General features: G+C 63.0%; 15 protein-coding genes. 9 read left to right on the top strand and 6 right to left on the bottom strand.

Going from position 1 to position 16,045, the window contains the following annotated elements; genetic code table 11:
- Positions 1–31 precede the first annotated feature (31 nt).
- Positions 32–391 (bottom strand): cupin domain-containing protein, encoded by a 360-nt coding sequence (locus AC3B5Q_RS25325; RefSeq protein ID WP_021785238.1) that lies wholly within the window; start codon positions 389–391, stop codon positions 32–34.
- Between the two features lie 196 nt (positions 392–587).
- Between AC3B5Q_RS25325 and AC3B5Q_RS25320 the strand changes: the two genes are divergently transcribed.
- Both AC3B5Q_RS25320 and AC3B5Q_RS25315 read left to right on the top strand, forming a co-directional pair.
- Positions 588–2,081, top strand: coding sequence for an aldehyde dehydrogenase (locus tag AC3B5Q_RS25320; RefSeq protein WP_021785237.1), 1,494 nt, complete (start codon positions 588–590; stop codon positions 2,079–2,081).
- 110 nt (positions 2,082–2,191) lie between these two features.
- Positions 2,192–3,331, top strand: coding sequence for an MFS transporter (locus AC3B5Q_RS25315; RefSeq protein ID WP_021785236.1), 1,140 nt, complete (start codon positions 2,192–2,194; stop codon positions 3,329–3,331).
- A gap of 37 nt (positions 3,332–3,368) precedes the next feature.
- Here the strand turns inward: AC3B5Q_RS25315 and AC3B5Q_RS25310 are convergent, their stop codons facing one another.
- Positions 3,369–4,922: a phospholipase D family protein gene (locus AC3B5Q_RS25310; RefSeq protein ID WP_021785235.1), complete on the bottom strand. Its 1,554-nt coding sequence runs from the start codon at positions 4,920–4,922 to the stop codon at positions 3,369–3,371.
- 61 nt (positions 4,923–4,983) lie between these two features.
- Positions 4,984–6,414, bottom strand: a complete 1,431-nt coding sequence (locus tag AC3B5Q_RS25305; protein WP_162149606.1) for an aminotransferase-like domain-containing protein — start codon at positions 6,412–6,414, stop codon at positions 4,984–4,986.
- Positions 6,415–6,592: 178 nt separating this feature from the next.
- Here AC3B5Q_RS25305 and AC3B5Q_RS25300 point away from each other — a divergent pair, with 178 nt between their 5' ends.
- Positions 6,593–6,823 carry a DUF1127 domain-containing protein gene (locus tag AC3B5Q_RS25300; protein ID WP_176682871.1) on the top strand — a complete coding sequence of 77 codons (231 nt, stop codon included), beginning with the start codon at positions 6,593–6,595 and terminating at the stop codon, positions 6,821–6,823.
- Between the two features lie 200 nt (positions 6,824–7,023).
- Here the strand turns inward: AC3B5Q_RS25300 and AC3B5Q_RS25295 are convergent, their stop codons facing one another.
- Complete coding sequence (locus AC3B5Q_RS25295; protein WP_414816185.1) at positions 7,024–8,316, bottom strand: NAD(P)/FAD-dependent oxidoreductase; 1,293 nt, start codon at positions 8,314–8,316, stop codon at positions 7,024–7,026.
- A gap of 144 nt (positions 8,317–8,460) precedes the next feature.
- Here AC3B5Q_RS25295 and AC3B5Q_RS25290 point away from each other — a divergent pair, with 144 nt between their 5' ends.
- Positions 8,461–8,814, top strand: a complete 354-nt coding sequence (locus tag AC3B5Q_RS25290; RefSeq protein WP_488392777.1) for a YkgJ family cysteine cluster protein — start codon at positions 8,461–8,463, stop codon at positions 8,812–8,814.
- A gap of 2 nt (positions 8,815–8,816) precedes the next feature.
- Here the strand turns inward: AC3B5Q_RS25290 and AC3B5Q_RS25285 are convergent, their stop codons facing one another.
- Positions 8,817–9,305, bottom strand: coding sequence for an Lrp/AsnC ligand binding domain-containing protein (locus tag AC3B5Q_RS25285; protein ID WP_003253520.1), 489 nt, complete (start codon positions 9,303–9,305; stop codon positions 8,817–8,819).
- A gap of 156 nt (positions 9,306–9,461) precedes the next feature.
- On the opposite strand from AC3B5Q_RS25285, the gene dadA reads away from it, so the two are divergent.
- From dadA to AC3B5Q_RS25260, 5 genes are all read left to right on the top strand, one after another.
- Complete coding sequence (gene dadA, locus AC3B5Q_RS25280; protein ID WP_010955780.1) at positions 9,462–10,766, top strand: D-amino acid dehydrogenase; 1,305 nt, start codon at positions 9,462–9,464, stop codon at positions 10,764–10,766.
- Between the two features lie 143 nt (positions 10,767–10,909).
- Positions 10,910–11,983 carry an alanine racemase gene (alr, locus tag AC3B5Q_RS25275; protein ID WP_488392776.1) on the top strand — a complete coding sequence of 358 codons (1,074 nt, stop codon included), beginning with the start codon at positions 10,910–10,912 and terminating at the stop codon, positions 11,981–11,983.
- Between the two features lie 107 nt (positions 11,984–12,090).
- Complete coding sequence (relB, locus tag AC3B5Q_RS25270; protein ID WP_021785230.1) at positions 12,091–12,639, top strand: type II toxin-antitoxin system RelB family anti-toxin; 549 nt, start codon at positions 12,091–12,093, stop codon at positions 12,637–12,639.
- Positions 12,640–12,793: 154 nt separating this feature from the next.
- Entirely contained in the window at positions 12,794–13,198 is a 405-nt protein-coding gene (locus tag AC3B5Q_RS25265; RefSeq protein WP_103469650.1) for a c-type cytochrome, read from the top strand.
- Positions 13,199–13,420: 222 nt separating this feature from the next.
- The gene (locus AC3B5Q_RS25260) at positions 13,421–15,280 is read left to right on the top strand and encodes an acetyl-CoA hydrolase/transferase C-terminal domain-containing protein (protein ID WP_103469573.1); all 1,860 of its coding nucleotides are present in this window, start codon (positions 13,421–13,423) and stop codon (positions 15,278–15,280) included.
- A gap of 109 nt (positions 15,281–15,389) precedes the next feature.
- Here the strand turns inward: AC3B5Q_RS25260 and AC3B5Q_RS25255 are convergent, their stop codons facing one another.
- The gene (locus AC3B5Q_RS25255) at positions 15,390–15,962 is read right to left on the bottom strand and encodes a xanthine phosphoribosyltransferase (protein WP_003253535.1); all 573 of its coding nucleotides are present in this window, start codon (positions 15,960–15,962) and stop codon (positions 15,390–15,392) included.
- Positions 15,963–16,045 lie beyond the last annotated feature (83 nt).

Here is a 16,045-nt window from a genome sequence, read left to right as displayed (position 1 = left end):
GACTGCCTGCGCTACATAGATACTTCTGCGGTTACTTCTGCTCGAACATCACATAGATCTTGCGGCACGGCTCCAGCACTTCCCAGGTGCCCTTGAAGCCGGCGGGGATGACAAACCGATCGCCGGCACGCAAGGTCTTCGACCCGCCGTCCTGGTCGCGTAGCACCGAAACTCCATGGATGATCTCGCAGTATTCGTGCTCGGTGTAATTCACCACCCATTGGCCCACCTCACCTTCCCATACGCCGGCGGCAAACTGCCCGCACGGGCTGGAATAATGGTTGTAGACCGCCTGGTCCGGCTCGCCCTTGAGAATTTTCTCTGCTGCCGGGCGGTAGCGTTCGGCTTCGGTGATGACCTGCGCGAAGTCGATGATGCTGTCAATACTCATGGTTCGGCTCCTGTTGTTGTTTAATAAAATGAACATCAGTAGGCTTTTGAGCCTCCCGTGTCAAATATATTGATAGTTTACACCGGCTGGTTTAGGGTATCGCTTGCCAGTGTGCGCTCGGCGCACGGCCAGAATTCTGACAACGCCTGTGAGTCCTCAGTGCGGCGTTGCACCTAAACAAGAGGAGGAGTTTCGTATGACCACCCTGACCCGTGCGGACTGGGAACAACGTGCCCAGCAACTGAAGATCGAAGGCCGTGCCTTCATCAACGGCGAATACACCGATGCCGCATCCGGTGAAACCTTCGAGTGCCTGAGCCCGGTCGACGGACGCTTCCTGGCCAAGGTTGCCAGCTGCGACCTGGCCGATGCCAACCGCGCTGTGGAAAATGCCCGTGCCACCTTCAACTCCGGTGTGTGGTCGCAGCTGGCCCCCGCCAAGCGCAAGGCCAAGCTGATCCGCTTTGCCGACCTGCTGCGCAAGAACGTCGAAGAGCTGGCACTGCTGGAAACGCTGGATATGGGCAAGCCGATCGGTGACTCCTCCAGTATCGATATCCCGGGCGCGGCCAATGCCATCCACTGGACAGCCGAAGCCATCGACAAGGTCTACGACGAAGTCGCCCCGACCCCGCACGACCAGCTTGGCCTGGTTACCCGCGAAGCAGTGGGTGTGGTCGGTGCCATCGTACCGTGGAACTTCCCGCTGCTGATGGCCTGCTGGAAGCTCGGCCCGGCGCTGGCCACCGGTAACTCGGTCGTGCTCAAGCCGTCCGAAAAATCGCCGCTGACCGCCATCCGCATCGCCCAGCTGGCGATCGAAGCTGGCATCCCGGCTGGCGTGCTGAACGTGCTGCCAGGCTACGGCCACACCGTGGGCAAGGCGCTGGCCCTGCACATGGACGTCGATACCCTGGTGTTCACCGGTTCGACCAAGATCGCCAAGCAGCTGATGGTTTATGCGGGCGAGTCGAACATGAAGCGCATCTGGCTGGAAGCCGGCGGCAAGAGCCCGAACATCGTCTTTGCCGACGCCCCGGACCTGCAGGCTGCCGCCGAGGCTGCTGCCAGCGCCATCGCCTTCAACCAGGGCGAAGTGTGCACCGCAGGCTCCCGCCTGCTGGTCGAGCGTTCGATCAAGGACAAGTTCCTGCCGATGGTGGTAGAAGCCCTGAAAGGCTGGAAACCAGGCAACCCGCTGGATCCACAGACCACTGTCGGGGCTCTGGTCGATACTCAGCAGATGAACACCGTGCTGTCTTACATCGAGGCTGGCCACAAGGATGGTGCCAAGCTGCTGGCCGGCGGCAAGCGCACCCTGGAAGAGACCGGCGGCACCTACGTTGAGCCGACCATCTTCGACGGCGTGACCAACGCCATGCGCATTGCTCAGGAAGAAATCTTCGGCCCGGTGCTGTCGGTGATTGCCTTCGACACCGCCGAAGAGGCCGTCGCCATTGCCAACGACACGCCGTATGGCCTGGCGGCGGGTATCTGGACTTCGGATATTTCCAAAGCCCACAAGACCGCCCGTGCCGTGCGTGCTGGCAGCGTCTGGGTCAACCAGTACGATGGTGGCGACATGACCGCGCCGTTCGGTGGTTTCAAACAGTCGGGTAACGGCCGTGACAAGTCGCTGCACGCGCTGGAGAAATACACTGAGCTGAAGGCGACCTGGATCAAGCTGTAATCCAGTAGGTCCTTTTCGCGGGCAAGCCCGCTCCGGCAGGTCTTCGCGACCGTTGCGGGAGCGGGCTTGCCCGCGAATGGGCCTCTAGAAACATTGGCTGGGAGGCTGCAATGCGTTGGGGTACCTACTTCGCCGTACTGGCATCGGTGCTCAGTGTCGGGCTGGCGCTCGGCGTGAGCATGCCGCTGGTGTCCCTGCGCCTGGAGGCCTGGGGCTACGGCAGCTTCGCTATCGGCGTGATGGCGGCAATGCCGGCGTTGGGTGTGCTGGCAGGGGCCAGCCTGGCCAGCCGCCTGGCAGGCTGGGTTGGCGTGCCTTCGGCGATGCGCCTGTGCCTGTGGGGTGGGGCACTGTCGATTGGCCTGCTCGCGCTGCTGCCGAGTTACCCGTTGTGGCTGCTGCTGCGGCTGATGATTGGCATGTCCCTGACCGTGGTGTTCATCCTCGGCGAAAGCTGGATCAACCAACTGGTGGTCGAACAGTGGCGTGGCCGGTTGGTGGCGCTGTATGGCAGCAGCTACGCCCTGAGCCAACTGGCCGGGCCGTTGGTGCTGGGCTTCCTCGGCTCTGATGACGACTTCGGCTTCTGGGCAGCGACCGGCCTGCTGCTGGCCGCGCCGCTGGTTCTGCTGGGGCGTGGTGGAGCACCGAGCACAGAGGCCTGCAGTGTCACCTTTGGCGACCTGTTCGGCTTCTGCCGACGCTTGCCGGTAATTGCCTGGGCCATTGCCCTGTTCGCCTCGTTCGAGGCGATGATCCTCACTTTGCTGCCGGTGTACTGCCTGCAGCAGGGCTTCACCACCGAAATCGCCTTGTTCATGGTAAGTACCGTGGTGGTGGGTGATGCGGTGCTGCAGTTGCCCATCGGCGCGCTGGCCGACCATATGTCGCGACGCACCCTGTTCACTGGCTGTGCGGTGACGCTGCTGGTGTCCAGCCTGGCGATCCCGCTGCTGTTGCACACACCGGTTATCTGGCCACTGTGGGTGTTGTTCGGCGCCAGTGCCGGCGGCTTGTTCACCTTGTCGCTGGTGCTGATCGGTGAGCGCTACCGCGATGATGAGCTGGTGCGGGCCAATGCCCACGTAGCACAGCTGTGGGGTATTGGCTGTTTGCTCGGGCCGTTGTTGGCGGGTGCGGGGAGCCAGTGGATCAGCGGGCATGCGTTGCTGTTCCTGATGGCGGCCGGGGCTGCGGGGTTGGTGGTATTGACCCGACGGCGCGGAGCCTTTGAGCCGGTTTCTGCCTGATGGTTTTTGGGGCTCCAAGGCCCCTCGGCAATCTCAGCTACAGCATCTTCTCCAAGCCAACCGCCTTGCTGATCCAGGCATTGAGCCGCCGCCAGATCCCACCCGGCTCAGACGTCAGCATGTGCCGTTGGCCATTGTCCTCGGTCGCCCACACCAGTTTGTTACCTATCAGTTTCACCTGATAGCTCAGCGCGGGCGCCATACCCTGCTGGGCCAGCTCGCGGGTGTATTCGGCCAGCTCCGGGCTGTCCACCAGTACCCCAACCTCGGTGTTCCACAACACTGAGCGCGGGTCGAAGTTGAATGAGCCGATGAAGGTCTTGCGCCGATCGAGCACGATCGCCTTGGTGTGCAGGCTCGAATCCGAGCTGCCACGGAAACTCAATCGCCCTGCGCTGGGGTCGCCTGGCTGGCGGCGAAGCTCGTAAAGTTGCACCCCGTGCTCAAGCAAGGCACGACGATAGGGTGCATAGCCGCCATGCACCGCCGGCACGTCGGTGGCTTCCAGCGAGTTGGTCAGCAGCTTCACCGAAACGCCAGCGTCGGCGCGGCCGGTCAGGTAAAGCAGCCCCGGTTCGCGCGGCACAAAGTAGGCCGATGCCAGGACCAACTCATGGTGCACGTTAGCCAGGTCCGGTGCCAGTTGCTGGCTCAGCAGTAATTGCGGGTCCGGTTCGTCTTCGGCCAACACCTTGCTGGGTGCATCCCATAGCGCCTGGGCGTGAGCCCAGATCAGCTCGTTGCGCCACACGGCCAGGCGCGGCTGCGACTGGTAGGCCATCAAGCGGTCGTACAGGGCCTTGCGCTGGGTTCTGGCTTCGGCCAACGACACTTCCAGGCGATGGCGGCTGGCACGCAGGTCGTTGGCATCCGGGGCCTGCCAGAGGAAGTCGGTGATCGGCCGGCTGAGGGCACTGTTCCAGTACTGGTCGAAGCTGTGCCCCAGCTGCTCGGCCACCGGGCCCACGCCCAGCAGGTCGATGTCGGTGAAGTTGAGGTTGGGCTCGGCATCGAAATACTCGTCGCCGAGGTTGCGCCCGCCGACGATGGCCATGCTGTTGTCCACCAGGAACAGCTTGTTGTGCATGCGCCGGTGCTGGCGCGACAAGTTGAACAGCCGGCCCAGGGCGCGCGTAACGCCGGTACTGCGCCCCAGATGCAGCGGGTTGAACACGCGGATCTGGATGTTCGGGTGGGCATCGAGGGTGCCCATGATGGTGTCCAGGCCGTCGCTGGTGGTGTCGTCGAGCAGGATGCGCACGCGCACGCCACGGTCGGCAGCGCGCAGCAACTCATGCACTAGGGCGCGGGTGCTGAGGCCATCGTGGACGATGTAGTACTGCAGGTCGATACTCGCCTGAGCGTTGCGGATCAGTTCGGCGCGGGCGCGAAATGCCTCGTTGCTGTTGGGCAGCAGGCGGAAGCCCGAGCGGCCGCCATAGGGCGCGGCCTGGCGCAATACCGAGCGGCCAAAGGCCGAGTCGTTGGCAGGCAGCGCCTGACTGGTTTCGCGGGGCGCACTGATGCTTGTGCAGCCGGCAAGGCCGAGCAACAGCACCAGCAGCAGAGGCAAGGCTCGCTGGAGTCTCAAGGGTAGGACCGTCCTGTGCAGCAAGGGCTTTAGGGGTTTGACCGTGACGGGCGGCGCAAAGTTACGCGTCGGCGCTTTCTTCATCCAGTAGACGAAGGGCGGCTTCACCTACCTTGCGTACGGAGGCTTCGATTTGCGGCGTTGGCCTGGCGGCGAAGTTCATGCGCAGGCAGTGGCGGAACTTGCCCGAGGCCGAAAAGATGCTGCCCACGGCAACCTGCACGCCCTGTTCCAGTAAAGCGCGGTTCAGCCGAAGCGTATCGAGATGTTCGGGTAGCTCCACCCACAGCATGAAGCCCCCCTGGGGCCGGCTGACCCGGGTGCCCGCCGGGAAATAGCGGGTCACCCAGTCGCTCATCAGGTCGCGGCCACGCTGGTACTGGCTGCGCATGCGCCGCACATGGGGCTGGTAGTACCCTCCGGCGATGAAGTCAGCGATGGCCAGCTGAGGCTGGCTGGCCGTACTCCCGGTGCTGATGTACTTCATGTGCAGTACTCGTTCCAGATAGCGCCCGGGCGCCACCCAGCCGATCCGCAGGCCGGGTGCGAGGGTTTTGGAGAACGAACTACAGAGCAGCACGCGGCCATCGTCGTCGAACGATTTGAGGGTGCGTGGGCGGGGGTAGGTATACGCCAGGTCGCCGTACACATCATCTTCCAGTATCGCCACGTCATAGCGTTGGGCCAGGCTCAGCAGGGCCTTCTTGCGTGCCTCGGGCATGATGTAGCCCAGCGGGTTGTTGCAGCTTGGGGTGATCTGGATGAGTTTGATCGGCCACTGCTCCAGGGCCAGCTCAAGCGCTTCCAGGCTGATGCCGGTGACCGGGTCGGTGGGGATTTCCAGCGCTTTCATGCCCAAGCCCTTGAGGGTTTGCATGGCGCCGTGGAAGCTGGGCGAGTCGACCGCGACGATGTCGCCTGGCTCGCAGACCGCGCGGATGCTGCAAGACAGCGCCTCATGGCAGCCGGTTGTGATCACCAGGTCGGCCGGCCCCAGTCGGCAGCCGGAGTCGAGCATCAGCCGGGCCACCTGTTCGCGCAGGGCCAGGTGGCCGTGGATGTTGTCGTAGTACAGGCCAGGCATGTCCTGGCGCCGGCTCAACTGGGCGAGGCTGCGCAGCAGCGGCTTCAGGGTAGGGCTGTCGATGTCGGGCATGCCGCGGCCGAGTTGCACCACATCCTGGCGCGGTGTGCTGCGCACCAGTTCCAGTACCTGTTCCCACTGCGAGATGTCCACCGGGCGCTGGGCCGGGCGGCTGACCGCAGGCAGGGCCGGCAGGTGACGGTGGTCGCTGACAAAGTAGCCGGACTTGGGCCGTGGCGAGACCATGCCGCTGTCTTCGAGCATGCGATAGGCCTGCTGCACGGTGCTCAGGCTGACCCCGTGCTCCTCACTCAGTGCGCGCACAGACGGCAGGCGCTGGCCGGGGCGATAGAGGCCCTGCTCGATGCGGGCGCCGAGTATTTCGGCGAGATTCAGGTAGAGGGTCACGGCATACTCCTGCGCTGCATTGGCATAGCGACCGGTACAGTTGGCCCGAAAATACAGCATTCAGTCGGCCGTCGGCCAATTCTGTATGGGAATAATAAGGCTGTATTGGATCTGTATTGCTGATGGTGCCGACGCGCATGCTTTCTCCACGGTAACAACTGAACGGGAGGATGCGGTGATGGGTGGCATGAGCGATGTGCGCTTGCAACTGTTGGCCAAGGAGCTGGAAGCCGGGCAGCAGGCCAAGGTGTTCAACGCGCCGGAGGGTTTGGGGCGTTGGGGGCTGATGCTGCATCGCTGGCATACCCGCAGGGCGTTGCTGCAGCTGACCGATGACGAGCTGCGCGATGTCGGGCTGAGCTGGGAGCAGGCCCGGATCGAAGGGCGGAAAGCCTTCTGGAAGGACTGACAGGGTGGTCGCTGGAGGGCCTGTTGTGCCCCAGACTTGAAACTTGCACCGACCCTGTGGGAGCGGGCATGCCCGCGAAGCAGGCGTCGCGGAGGATGGCACGGGCTTCGCCCGTGTTCGCGGGCACGCCCGCTCCCACAGGGGGCTAGTCAGCTTTTAGATTTTAAGCAAGACAGTTGCTGCCACAAGGATGGGGACTTTCAGGCCAGCTCTTTCAGACGATGCCACAGCATCCCCAATGCCAACAGTGGCGAGCGCAGGTGCTTGCCGCCAGGGAAGGTGATGTGAGGCACCTTGTTGAAAAGGTCGAAGCGCCCGCTTTCCTGGCCACTGATGGCTTCACCCAGCAGGCGCGCGGCCAGGTGGGTGGCGTTGAGCCCATGGCCAGAGTAGGCCTGGGCGTAATACACGTTCGGCTGGCTGGCCAGGCGGCCAACCTGTGGCAGGCGGTTGGCACCAATGCCGATCATGCCGCCCCACTGGTAGTCGATGCGTACGTCGGCAAGCTGCGGGAACACCTTGAGCATCTTCGGCTGCATGTAGGCGGCGATGTCCTTCGGGTCGCGGCCTGAATAGTGGCAGGCACCGCCAAACAGCAGGCGGTGGTCGGCGGACAGGCGGTAGTAGTCCAGCGCCACGCGCTGGTCACACACCGCCATGTTCTGCGGCAGCAATGCGCGTGCGCGTTCTTCGCCCAGCGGCTCGGTGGCAATGATGTAGCTACCGGCCGGCAGCACCTTGCCGCCCAGTTCGCGGTTGAGGTCGTTGTGGTAGGCGTTGCAGCACAGTACCAGGGTCTTTGCGCGTACCCGGCCTTGGGCTGTATGCACCTGCACTTCAGTGCCGTAGTCGATGCGGGTGACTTCGGATTGCTCGAACAACTTCACGCCCAGGCGGGCGGCTGCGGCGGCTTCACCCAATGCCAGATTGAGCGGATGCAGATGCCCGGAGCCCATGTCGACCAGCCCCCCCACATAGCAGTCGGCACCGACCACGCTGTGGATATCGTCCTTGCCGACCAGCCGCAGCTCATGCTCATAGCCCAGGCTGCGCAGTTCCTCTGCGTCTTCGGCAAAGCCCAGCAGCTCGGCGGGTTTGTTGGCCAGGTCGCAGTAGCCCCAGGCCAGGTCGCAGGCGATGGCATGCTTTTCCACCCGCTCGCGCACGATCTGTACGGCCTCCAGGCCCATCAGCTTCAGGGTGCGCACGCCTTCCTCGCCGATGACCGGGAGAAACTGCTCCAGGCCATGGCCGACCCCACGGATCAGTTGCCCGCCATTGCGCCCACTGGCGCCCCAGCCAAGTTTGCGCGCTTCCAGCAGGATGACCGAGAAACCACGCTCGGCCAGCTCGATGGCGGTGTTCAGGCCCGAGTAACCGCCGCCGATGATGCACACGTCGGCGTTGTGTTCGCCTTGCAGGAAGGCGTGGTCAGGGTGTGGCGCGCTGCTGGCGGCGTAATAGGAGGCGGCGTGCTGCGCGCTGTGGATCATCGGGGCGGCCCTGAAAATTGGAGGGGGGACGAGGATAAGCTTTGCCATCGCGGCCGGGCAACCAGCGAGGGCTGCATCCTCGTTCGCGGGTGGAGCCGCGAATAAGCCTATAATCCAATCACTTTTGTCAGCTTGTATCCCGTCATGTCCTGTAACCGCCACAAGATCCACTTCCTGCGCGAACTCATCCCTTCATTCGAGTGCGAGCCCGGCTGCCATGACTGCTGCGGCCCGGTCACCACCTCGGCGGAGGAAATGGCCCGCCTGCCGCGCAAGTTACAGGCGGAGCAGGACGCTGCTCTGGAGCGCCTGGACTGCGTGCACCTGGGCCCCAACGGCTGCACGGTGTATGAAGAGCGGCCGATGATATGCCGGCTGTTCGGTACCACCCCGCGCATGGCCTGCCCGCGTGGTCGTGGCCCTGAACCGATGATCGACCCTGCCGCTGAACAGTTGGTCCACCAATTCATTGCCACCACCCGCCAGGTGCTGGTCTAGCCTCAGTCCGGGATCGGCAGGCAGAGGCTTTCCTTCACCTCTTCCATCACGATGTAGCTCTTCGATTCGCGCACGTGCGGCAGTTTCAGCAGGATGTCCCCGAGCAGCTTGCGGTACGAAGCCATTTCCGAAATACGCGCTTTTACCAGATAGTCGAAGTCGCCCGACACCAGGTGGCATTCCAGCACGTGGGGCAGCTTCAAGACCGCGCGGCGGAACTCCTCGAAGGTGTCGCCCGACTTGTAGTCCAGGCTGATTTCCACGAACACCAGCAGGCTGCCCTTGAGGTGCTGCGGGTTCAGGCGGGCGTTGTAGCCCATGATGATGCCCTCGCGCTCCAGGCGGCGAACCCGCTCGGTGCAAGGGGTGGTGGACAGCCCAACTTTCTCGCCCAGTTCGGTGAAGGAAATACGCCCGTCATTCTGCAGGATACGCAGGATGTTACGGTCGATCTTGTCCAGTTCACGCTTGGTCTGGTGCTGGGTTCTCATAGGGGATGCCCCTCCGTGAAAGGCGTTTTTGCCGAGAATTCTCGCCAATAATAGGCTTTTATATAGTGAATTGCACTGGTCTCAAATTCCTATACTGCGCTCATTCATGCCATTTCAATAAAAGTGTGCGGCGCGCCGCGTGTGAGGGATAAAACGATGCGAGTTCTGGTACTTGGTAGCGGTGTAATCGGAACCGCCAGTGCCTACTACCTGGCCCGGCAAGGTTTCGAAGTCACGGTGGTCGACCGCCAGCCGGCGGTGGCCATGGAAACCAGCTTTGCCAACGCCGGCCAGATCTCGCCCGGCTATGCCTCGCCCTGGGCTGCCCCAGGTGTACCGCTCAAAGCCATCAAATGGCTGCTGGAGCGTCACGCCCCCTTGGCCATCAAGCTCACGGGCGACGTCGACCAGTACCTGTGGATGGCACAGATGCTGCGCAACTGCACCGCCAGCCGTTACGCGGTGAACAAGGAGCGCATGGTGCGCCTGTCCGAGTACAGCCGTGACTGCCTCGACGAGCTGCGCGCCGAAACCGGCATCAACTACGAAAACCGCAGCCTGGGCACCACCCAGCTGTTCCGCACCCAGGCCCAGGTCGATGCTGCGGCCAAGGACATTGCCGTACTCGAACAGTCCGGTGTGCCCTACGAGCTGCTCGATCGTGACGGCATTGCCCGCGTCGAACCCGCCCTGGCCGGCGTGAAAGATATCCTGGCCGGCGCCCTGCGCCTGCCGAACGACCAGACTGGCGACTGCCAGCTGTTTACCACCAAGCTCGCCGACATGGCGTTGAAGCTGGGCGTGGAGTTCCGCTTCGGCCAGGATATCCAGCGCCTGGACTTCGCCGGTGACCGCATCAATGGCGTATGGATCGACGGCAAGCTGGAGACGGCAGACCGCTATGTGCTGGCGCTGGGCAGCTACTCGCCACAGATGCTCAAGCCACTGGGCATCAAGGCCCCGGTGTACCCGCTGAAAGGCTATTCGCTGACCGTGCCGATCACCAACAGCGACATGGCTCCGACTTCGACCATTCTCGACGAGACTTACAAGGTTGCCATCACCCGTTTCGACAACCGCATCCGCGTTGGGGGCATGGCTGAAATCGCCGGTTTTGACCTGTCGCTGAACCCGCGCCGGCGCGAAACGCTGGAGATGATCGTCAACGACCTTTATCCTCGCGGCGGTGACCTGAGCCAGGCCAGCTTCTGGACCGGCTTGCGCCCGGCGACCCCGGACGGTACGCCGATCGTGGGTGCCACGGCGTTCCGCAACCTGTTCCTGAACACCGGTCACGGTACCTTGGGCTGGACCATGGCGTGCGGTTCCGGTCGCTTGCTGGCCGACCTGATTGCGCGCAAGAAGCCGCAGATCAGTGCCGAAGGCCTGGATATTTCCCGTTATGGCAATAGCCGGGAAGTGGCCAAGCACGGGCAAAGCGCGCCGGCTCACCAGCAGTAACAGCCTGTGCCGGCCCATTCGCGGGCTTGCCCGCTCCCACAGGAACACCACAGCTTTTGAAAGCTGTGCAGTACTTGTGGGAGCGGGCAAGCCCGCGAAGAATCCACCACCGATTTCAACCCGAACACCATAAGGCAGCCGCCATGCGTCCCGCCCGCGCCCTGATCGACCTCCAGGCCCTGCGCCATAACTACCGTCTGGCCCGTGAACTGACGGGTGCCAAAGCCCTCGCCGTGATCAAGGCCGACGCCTATGGCCACGGCGCCGTGCGCTGCGCCCTGGCCCTGGAGGCCGAAGCCGACGGCTTTGCCGTGGCCTGCATCGAAGAGGCGCTGGAGCTGCGCGCTGCCGGTATCAAAGCCCCGGTGCTGCTGCTGGAAGGTTTTTTCGAAGCCAGCGAACTGGCGCTGATCGCCGAGCACGACCTGTGGTGCGTGGTGCACTCGCTGTGGCAGCTGGAAGCCATCGAGAAAACCCCGCTGCACAAGCCGCTCACCGTCTGGCTGAAGCTGGACAGTGGCATGCACCGCGTTGGCCTGCACCCCAAGGACTACCACGACGCCTACCAGCGACTGTTGGCCAGTGGCAAGGTTTCGCGCATCGTGTTGATGAGCCACTTCGCTCGCGCCGACGAACTGGACGCTGACGCCACCTCCCAGCAGATCGCCGTGTTCGAAGCTGCCCGACAGGGCCTGGCCGCCGAATGCAGCCTGCGTAACTCACCCGGCGTGCTGGGCTGGCCGCAAGCGCCCAGCGACTGGGTGCGCCCAGGCCTGATGCTGTACGGCGCCACGCCGTTCGAAGTGGCGCAGGCCGAGGCCGCACGCCTGCAACCGATGATGACCCTGCAATCGCGGGTGATCAGCGTGCGTGAGCTACCTGCCGGCGAGCCGGTGGGCTATGGTGCCAAGTTCGTCAGCCCTCGGCCGACTCGCGTGGGTGTGGTAGCCATGGGCTATGCCGATGGCTACCCGCGCCAGGCGCCCAACGGCACTCCGGTGCTGGTCGCCGGCAAGCGCACTCAGCTGATCGGCCGGGTGTCGATGGACATGCTCAGCATCGACCTCACCGACGTACCGGAAGCCGCTGTCGGCAGCCCGGTAGAACTATGGGGCAAGCAGGTGCTGGCCAGTGAGGTGGCCGCGCATGCGGGCACCATTCCGTACCAGATCTTCTGCAACCTGAAGCGAGTACCACGGGACTACATCGGCGAATGACACGCTGAAGCGGACAGGTTGGGGGCGGTGTGTTGTAAATACTGAACGGCATTGCCATGATATCGTTCACATCCACCCCCTTCCCACTGTTCCAGGAGGCTCCAGCTTTGGACGTCGGCGAACGACTGCAAGCCATCCGCAAGCTCAAGGGCCTGTCGCAGCGCGAACTCGCCAAGCGTGCTGGCGTGACCAACAGCACCATCTCGATGATCGAGAAGAACAGCGTAAGCCCCTCTATCAGCTCGCTGCGCAAAGTGCTGAGCGGCATTCCCATGTCCATGGTCGAATTCTTTTCGGTCGAGCTGGAGCCCGAAAGCCCCACTCAGATCGTCTACAAGGCCCACGAGCTGATCGATATCTCGGATGGAGCGGTAACCATGAAGCTGGTTGGTAAGTCGCACCCCAACCGCGCAATCGCTTTTCTGACCGAGGTGTACCCGCCAGGCGCGGACACCGGTGCCGAGATGCTTACCCACGACGGCGAGGAGACCGGTATCCTGCTTGAAGGCCGCCTGGAACTGGTGGTCGGCAACGAGATTTTCGTTCTCGAAGAGGGCGACAGCTACTACTTCGAAAGCACCCGCCCGCACCGCTTTCGCAACCCGTTCGACCAGCCGGCGCGGCTGATCAGTGCGGCGACGCCTTCAAACTTTTGATCCAGCGCAGTGCATTGAGTCGGCAATACCCCTTTCCTGTGTGGGGTCGTTTCACGGCCTCTGGGTTCCCGCTATACTTTTCAACGCTCGCCGATCCGTGGCCGCGAGCGTGATTAGCCACCATGAGGGTGTTCGCGTGAATCAAATCAAGAAGATGCTGGCCGTACCAGCAGCCGTATTCGCCCTCTGGGCAATGAGCGCAACCGCTGCGACCAATGACGACATCGCCAAACGCCTGGAACCGGTTGGCCAGGTGTGCGTCCAGGGCCAAGAGTGCAAAGGCATGGAAGTGGCCGCTGCAGCGGGTGGCGGGGGAGCCAAGACGCCGGATGAAATCATCGCCAAGCACTGCAATGCCTGCCATGGCAGCGGGTTGCTCGGCGCGCCTAAAATTGGTGACACCGCCGCGTGGAAAGAACGCGCCGACCACCAGGGCGGCCTGGATGGCATCCTGGCCAAGGCCATTACCGGCATCAACGCCATGCCGCCAAAGGGCACCTGTGCAGACTGTACGGATGAAGACCTGAAAGGGGCGATCAAGAAAATGTCCGGGCTGTGATTTACAGCTGAATTGCATGAGGCCCGCCGTTAATGGCGGGCTTTGTTTTTTGTTGTCTCGGCCTCTTCGCGGGCACGCCCGCTCCCAAAGGTACTCCGCAGGACCTGAAGGTTGTGTTAATCCTGTGGGAGCGGGCTTGCCCGCGAAAGGGCCGGTACAGGCAACCAATTACTTCAGCCCTATGTCCAACCCCTGAACCCGTGGATGTTTCAGGAGGCCCAGATGCACCTCTGCTCCATCGACCAGGCTGTCGAGCAGGTCTTGTCCCGGCTGCCAACCCATATCCATATGGGCCTGCCTTTGGGTCTGGGGAAACCCAACGCCTTCGTCAACGCGCTTTACGCCCGCGTACGCGAGCTGCCCGAACGGCGCCTGACCATCTATACCGCACTTTCCCTCGGCCGCCCGCCACTGGGCGATGGCCTGCAGCGGCGCTTTCTCGAACCCTTCGTCGAGCGAGTGTTCGCGGACTACGAAGAGCTCAGCTACCTCGCAGACCTGCGCAACGACAGCCTGCCGCCCAACATCCGTGTCGAACAGTTCTTCATGCAGCCCGGTAGCCTGCTGCACAGCGAATCGGCGCAGCAGGACTACGTCAGCAGCAACTACAGCCACGCCGCACGCGATATCAACGCCAAGGGCCTGAACCTGATCGCCCAGTTGGTCGCCGCCACCCCTGAAAAGCCCGTGCACCTGAGCCTGGCCTGCAACCCAGACATCACCCTCGACCTGCTGCCGATGATTGCCAAGCGGCGCGCGGCTGGCGAAACCATCCTCATGCTGGGCCAGGTGCATGCCGAACTGCCCTATATGCCAGGCGATTCGGAACTGAGCATGGAGGCATTCGACCTGCTGATTGATGAAGCGGAGCAGCGACGGCTGTTCTCTACGCCGAACATGCCGGTCGGCATCCAGGACCACTGCATTGGCTTGCACGCCAGCACGTTGGTGCGCGATGGCGGCACCCTGCAGATCGGCATCGGGGCCATGGGTGATGCAGTTGCCGCCGCGTTGCTGGCTCGCCAAGGTGACAACGCAGGCTACCGAGCCGTGCTTGATGAGCTGGATGTTGGCCCCTGGCATGCGCTGATCGAACGCGAAGGGGGGCTAGGGACGTTTGCCCAAGGCCTGTACGGCTGCAGCGAGATGTTCGTCAATGGCCTGCTGGTGCTGGCCGAAGCAGGGTTGCTACGACGCCCGGCGGACGAGCAGGGCGCAATACTGCATGGCGGCTTTTTCCTCGGCCCGCAAGCGTTCTATCAGCGCTTGCGCGAGATGCCGCTGGAGCAGCGCGCACATTTTGCCATGACCCGCATCAGCTTCATCAACGAGCTATATGGGCAGGAGGAACTCAAGCGCCGCCAACGCCGTGATGCGCGGTTTATCAACACTGCGTTTGCCATGACCTTGCTCGGCGCCGGGGTGGCTGATCAACTTGAAGACGGCCGTGTGCTCAGCGGCGTGGGCGGGCAGTACAACTTTGTCGCCCAGGGCCATGCGCTGGAAGGTGCACGTTCGATTCTGCTTTTGCGCAGCTGGCGCGAGTCAGGCGGGGAGGTGACCTCAAACCTGTTCTGGACCTATGGCCACTGCACCATCCCCCGGCACCTGCGCGATATCGTGGTGACCGAGTACGGTATCGCTGACTTGCGTGGGCAGACCGACAGCGAGGTGATTGCGCGGTTGCTGGCAGTGAGCGATTCGCGGTTCCAGCAGGGGCTCATCGAGCAGGCAAAAGAGGCCGGCAAGCTGGCCAAGGGCTTTCAGCTGGACGCTCGCTTCACCGACAATACGCCGCAGCGGCTGGAAACGATCCGGACGCGGCATGCGCGGCTGTTCCCGGAGTATCCAATGGGCACGGACTTTACGGCCGAGGAGCGGGATCTGTTGCGGGCGCTGAACTGGTTGAAGAGCAAGTTCAAGCTGAGCGAGGTGCTGGAGCTGGGCAAGGCAGCGTTGGATGCACCGGGGCCGGAGGGGTATGAAAGCCACCTGGAGCGGATGCAGTTGGGGCAGCCGCAGGGGCTTAAAGAAGAACTTTACCAGCGCTTGTTGTTGGCGGGGCTGGCGGCAACCAGATAAAAGGGTTGCGGCCATTCGCGGGCATGCCCGCTCCCACAGGTACGGCACAGCGTTCGAGACCTGTGCTGCACCTGTGGGAGCGGGCGTGCCCGCGAAGCAGGTGTCGCGTTTACTCGATGAAGCTGACTACACCACCTTCCAGCGACTTCACCCGGGCCAGCGATTCAACGCGGTAGCCCTGGCTGTCCAGCTCGGCACGGCCGCCCTGGAACGACTTCTCGATCACAATGCCCAGGCCCGCCACGGTGGCGCCAGCCTGCTTGATGATCGAGATCAGCGCCTGCGAGGCCTTGCCGTTGGCCAGGAAGTCGTCGATCACCAGCACGCGGTCGCTGCTGTTGAGGTGGCGCGGCGAAATGGCCACAGTGTTCTCGGTCTGCTTGGTGAAGGAATACACCGAGGCGGTCAGCAGGTTTTCGGTCAGGGTCAGCGACTGGTGCTTGCGAGCGAAGATGACCGGCACACCCAGTTTCAGACCGGTCATTACCGCTGGGGCAATGCCCGAGGCTTCGATGGTGACGATCTTGGTCACGCCGGCATCGGCGAACAGGCGGGCAAACTCGTCACCGATCAGCTGCATCAGCGCCGGATCGATCTGGTGGTTGAGAAACGCGTCGACTTTGAGAACCTGATCGGAAAGCACGATGCCTTCTTCGCGAATCTTCTGATGCAGTGCTTCCACTGTGATTTCCTCGATGTAGATAGTGGTCTGTATGGCCGATTTGTGAGCTCAAATCGGCCATACAGACCACCGTGGCCGCTAAC

Source organism: Pseudomonas sp. D5(2026) (genome assembly GCF_057766845.1).
The sequence above is the reverse complement of the archived record's forward strand: the minus strand, read 5'-3'. Positions and strand labels throughout refer to the sequence as shown.

Coding starts and splice junctions, on each gene's coding strand:
- AC3B5Q_RS25325 (WP_021785238.1), bottom strand. CDS start 391: ATGAGTATTGACAGCATCATCGACTTCGCGCAGGTCATCACCGAAGCC.
- AC3B5Q_RS25320 (WP_021785237.1), top strand. CDS start 588: ATGACCACCCTGACCCGTGCGGACTGGGAACAACGTGCCCAGCAACTG.
- AC3B5Q_RS25315 (WP_021785236.1), top strand. CDS start 2,192: ATGCGTTGGGGTACCTACTTCGCCGTACTGGCATCGGTGCTCAGTGTC.
- AC3B5Q_RS25300 (WP_176682871.1), top strand. CDS start 6,593: ATGGGTGGCATGAGCGATGTGCGCTTGCAACTGTTGGCCAAGGAGCTG.
- AC3B5Q_RS25295 (WP_414816185.1), bottom strand. CDS start 8,316: ATGATCCACAGCGCGCAGCACGCCGCCTCCTATTACGCCGCCAGCAGC.
- AC3B5Q_RS25290 (WP_488392777.1), top strand. CDS start 8,461: ATGTCCTGTAACCGCCACAAGATCCACTTCCTGCGCGAACTCATCCCT.
- AC3B5Q_RS25285 (WP_003253520.1), bottom strand. CDS start 9,305: ATGAGAACCCAGCACCAGACCAAGCGTGAACTGGACAAGATCGACCGT.
- dadA (WP_010955780.1), top strand. CDS start 9,462: ATGCGAGTTCTGGTACTTGGTAGCGGTGTAATCGGAACCGCCAGTGCC.
- alr (WP_488392776.1), top strand. CDS start 10,910: ATGCGTCCCGCCCGCGCCCTGATCGACCTCCAGGCCCTGCGCCATAAC.
- AC3B5Q_RS25265 (WP_103469650.1), top strand. CDS start 12,794: ATGCTGGCCGTACCAGCAGCCGTATTCGCCCTCTGGGCAATGAGCGCA.
- AC3B5Q_RS25260 (WP_103469573.1), top strand. CDS start 13,421: ATGCACCTCTGCTCCATCGACCAGGCTGTCGAGCAGGTCTTGTCCCGG.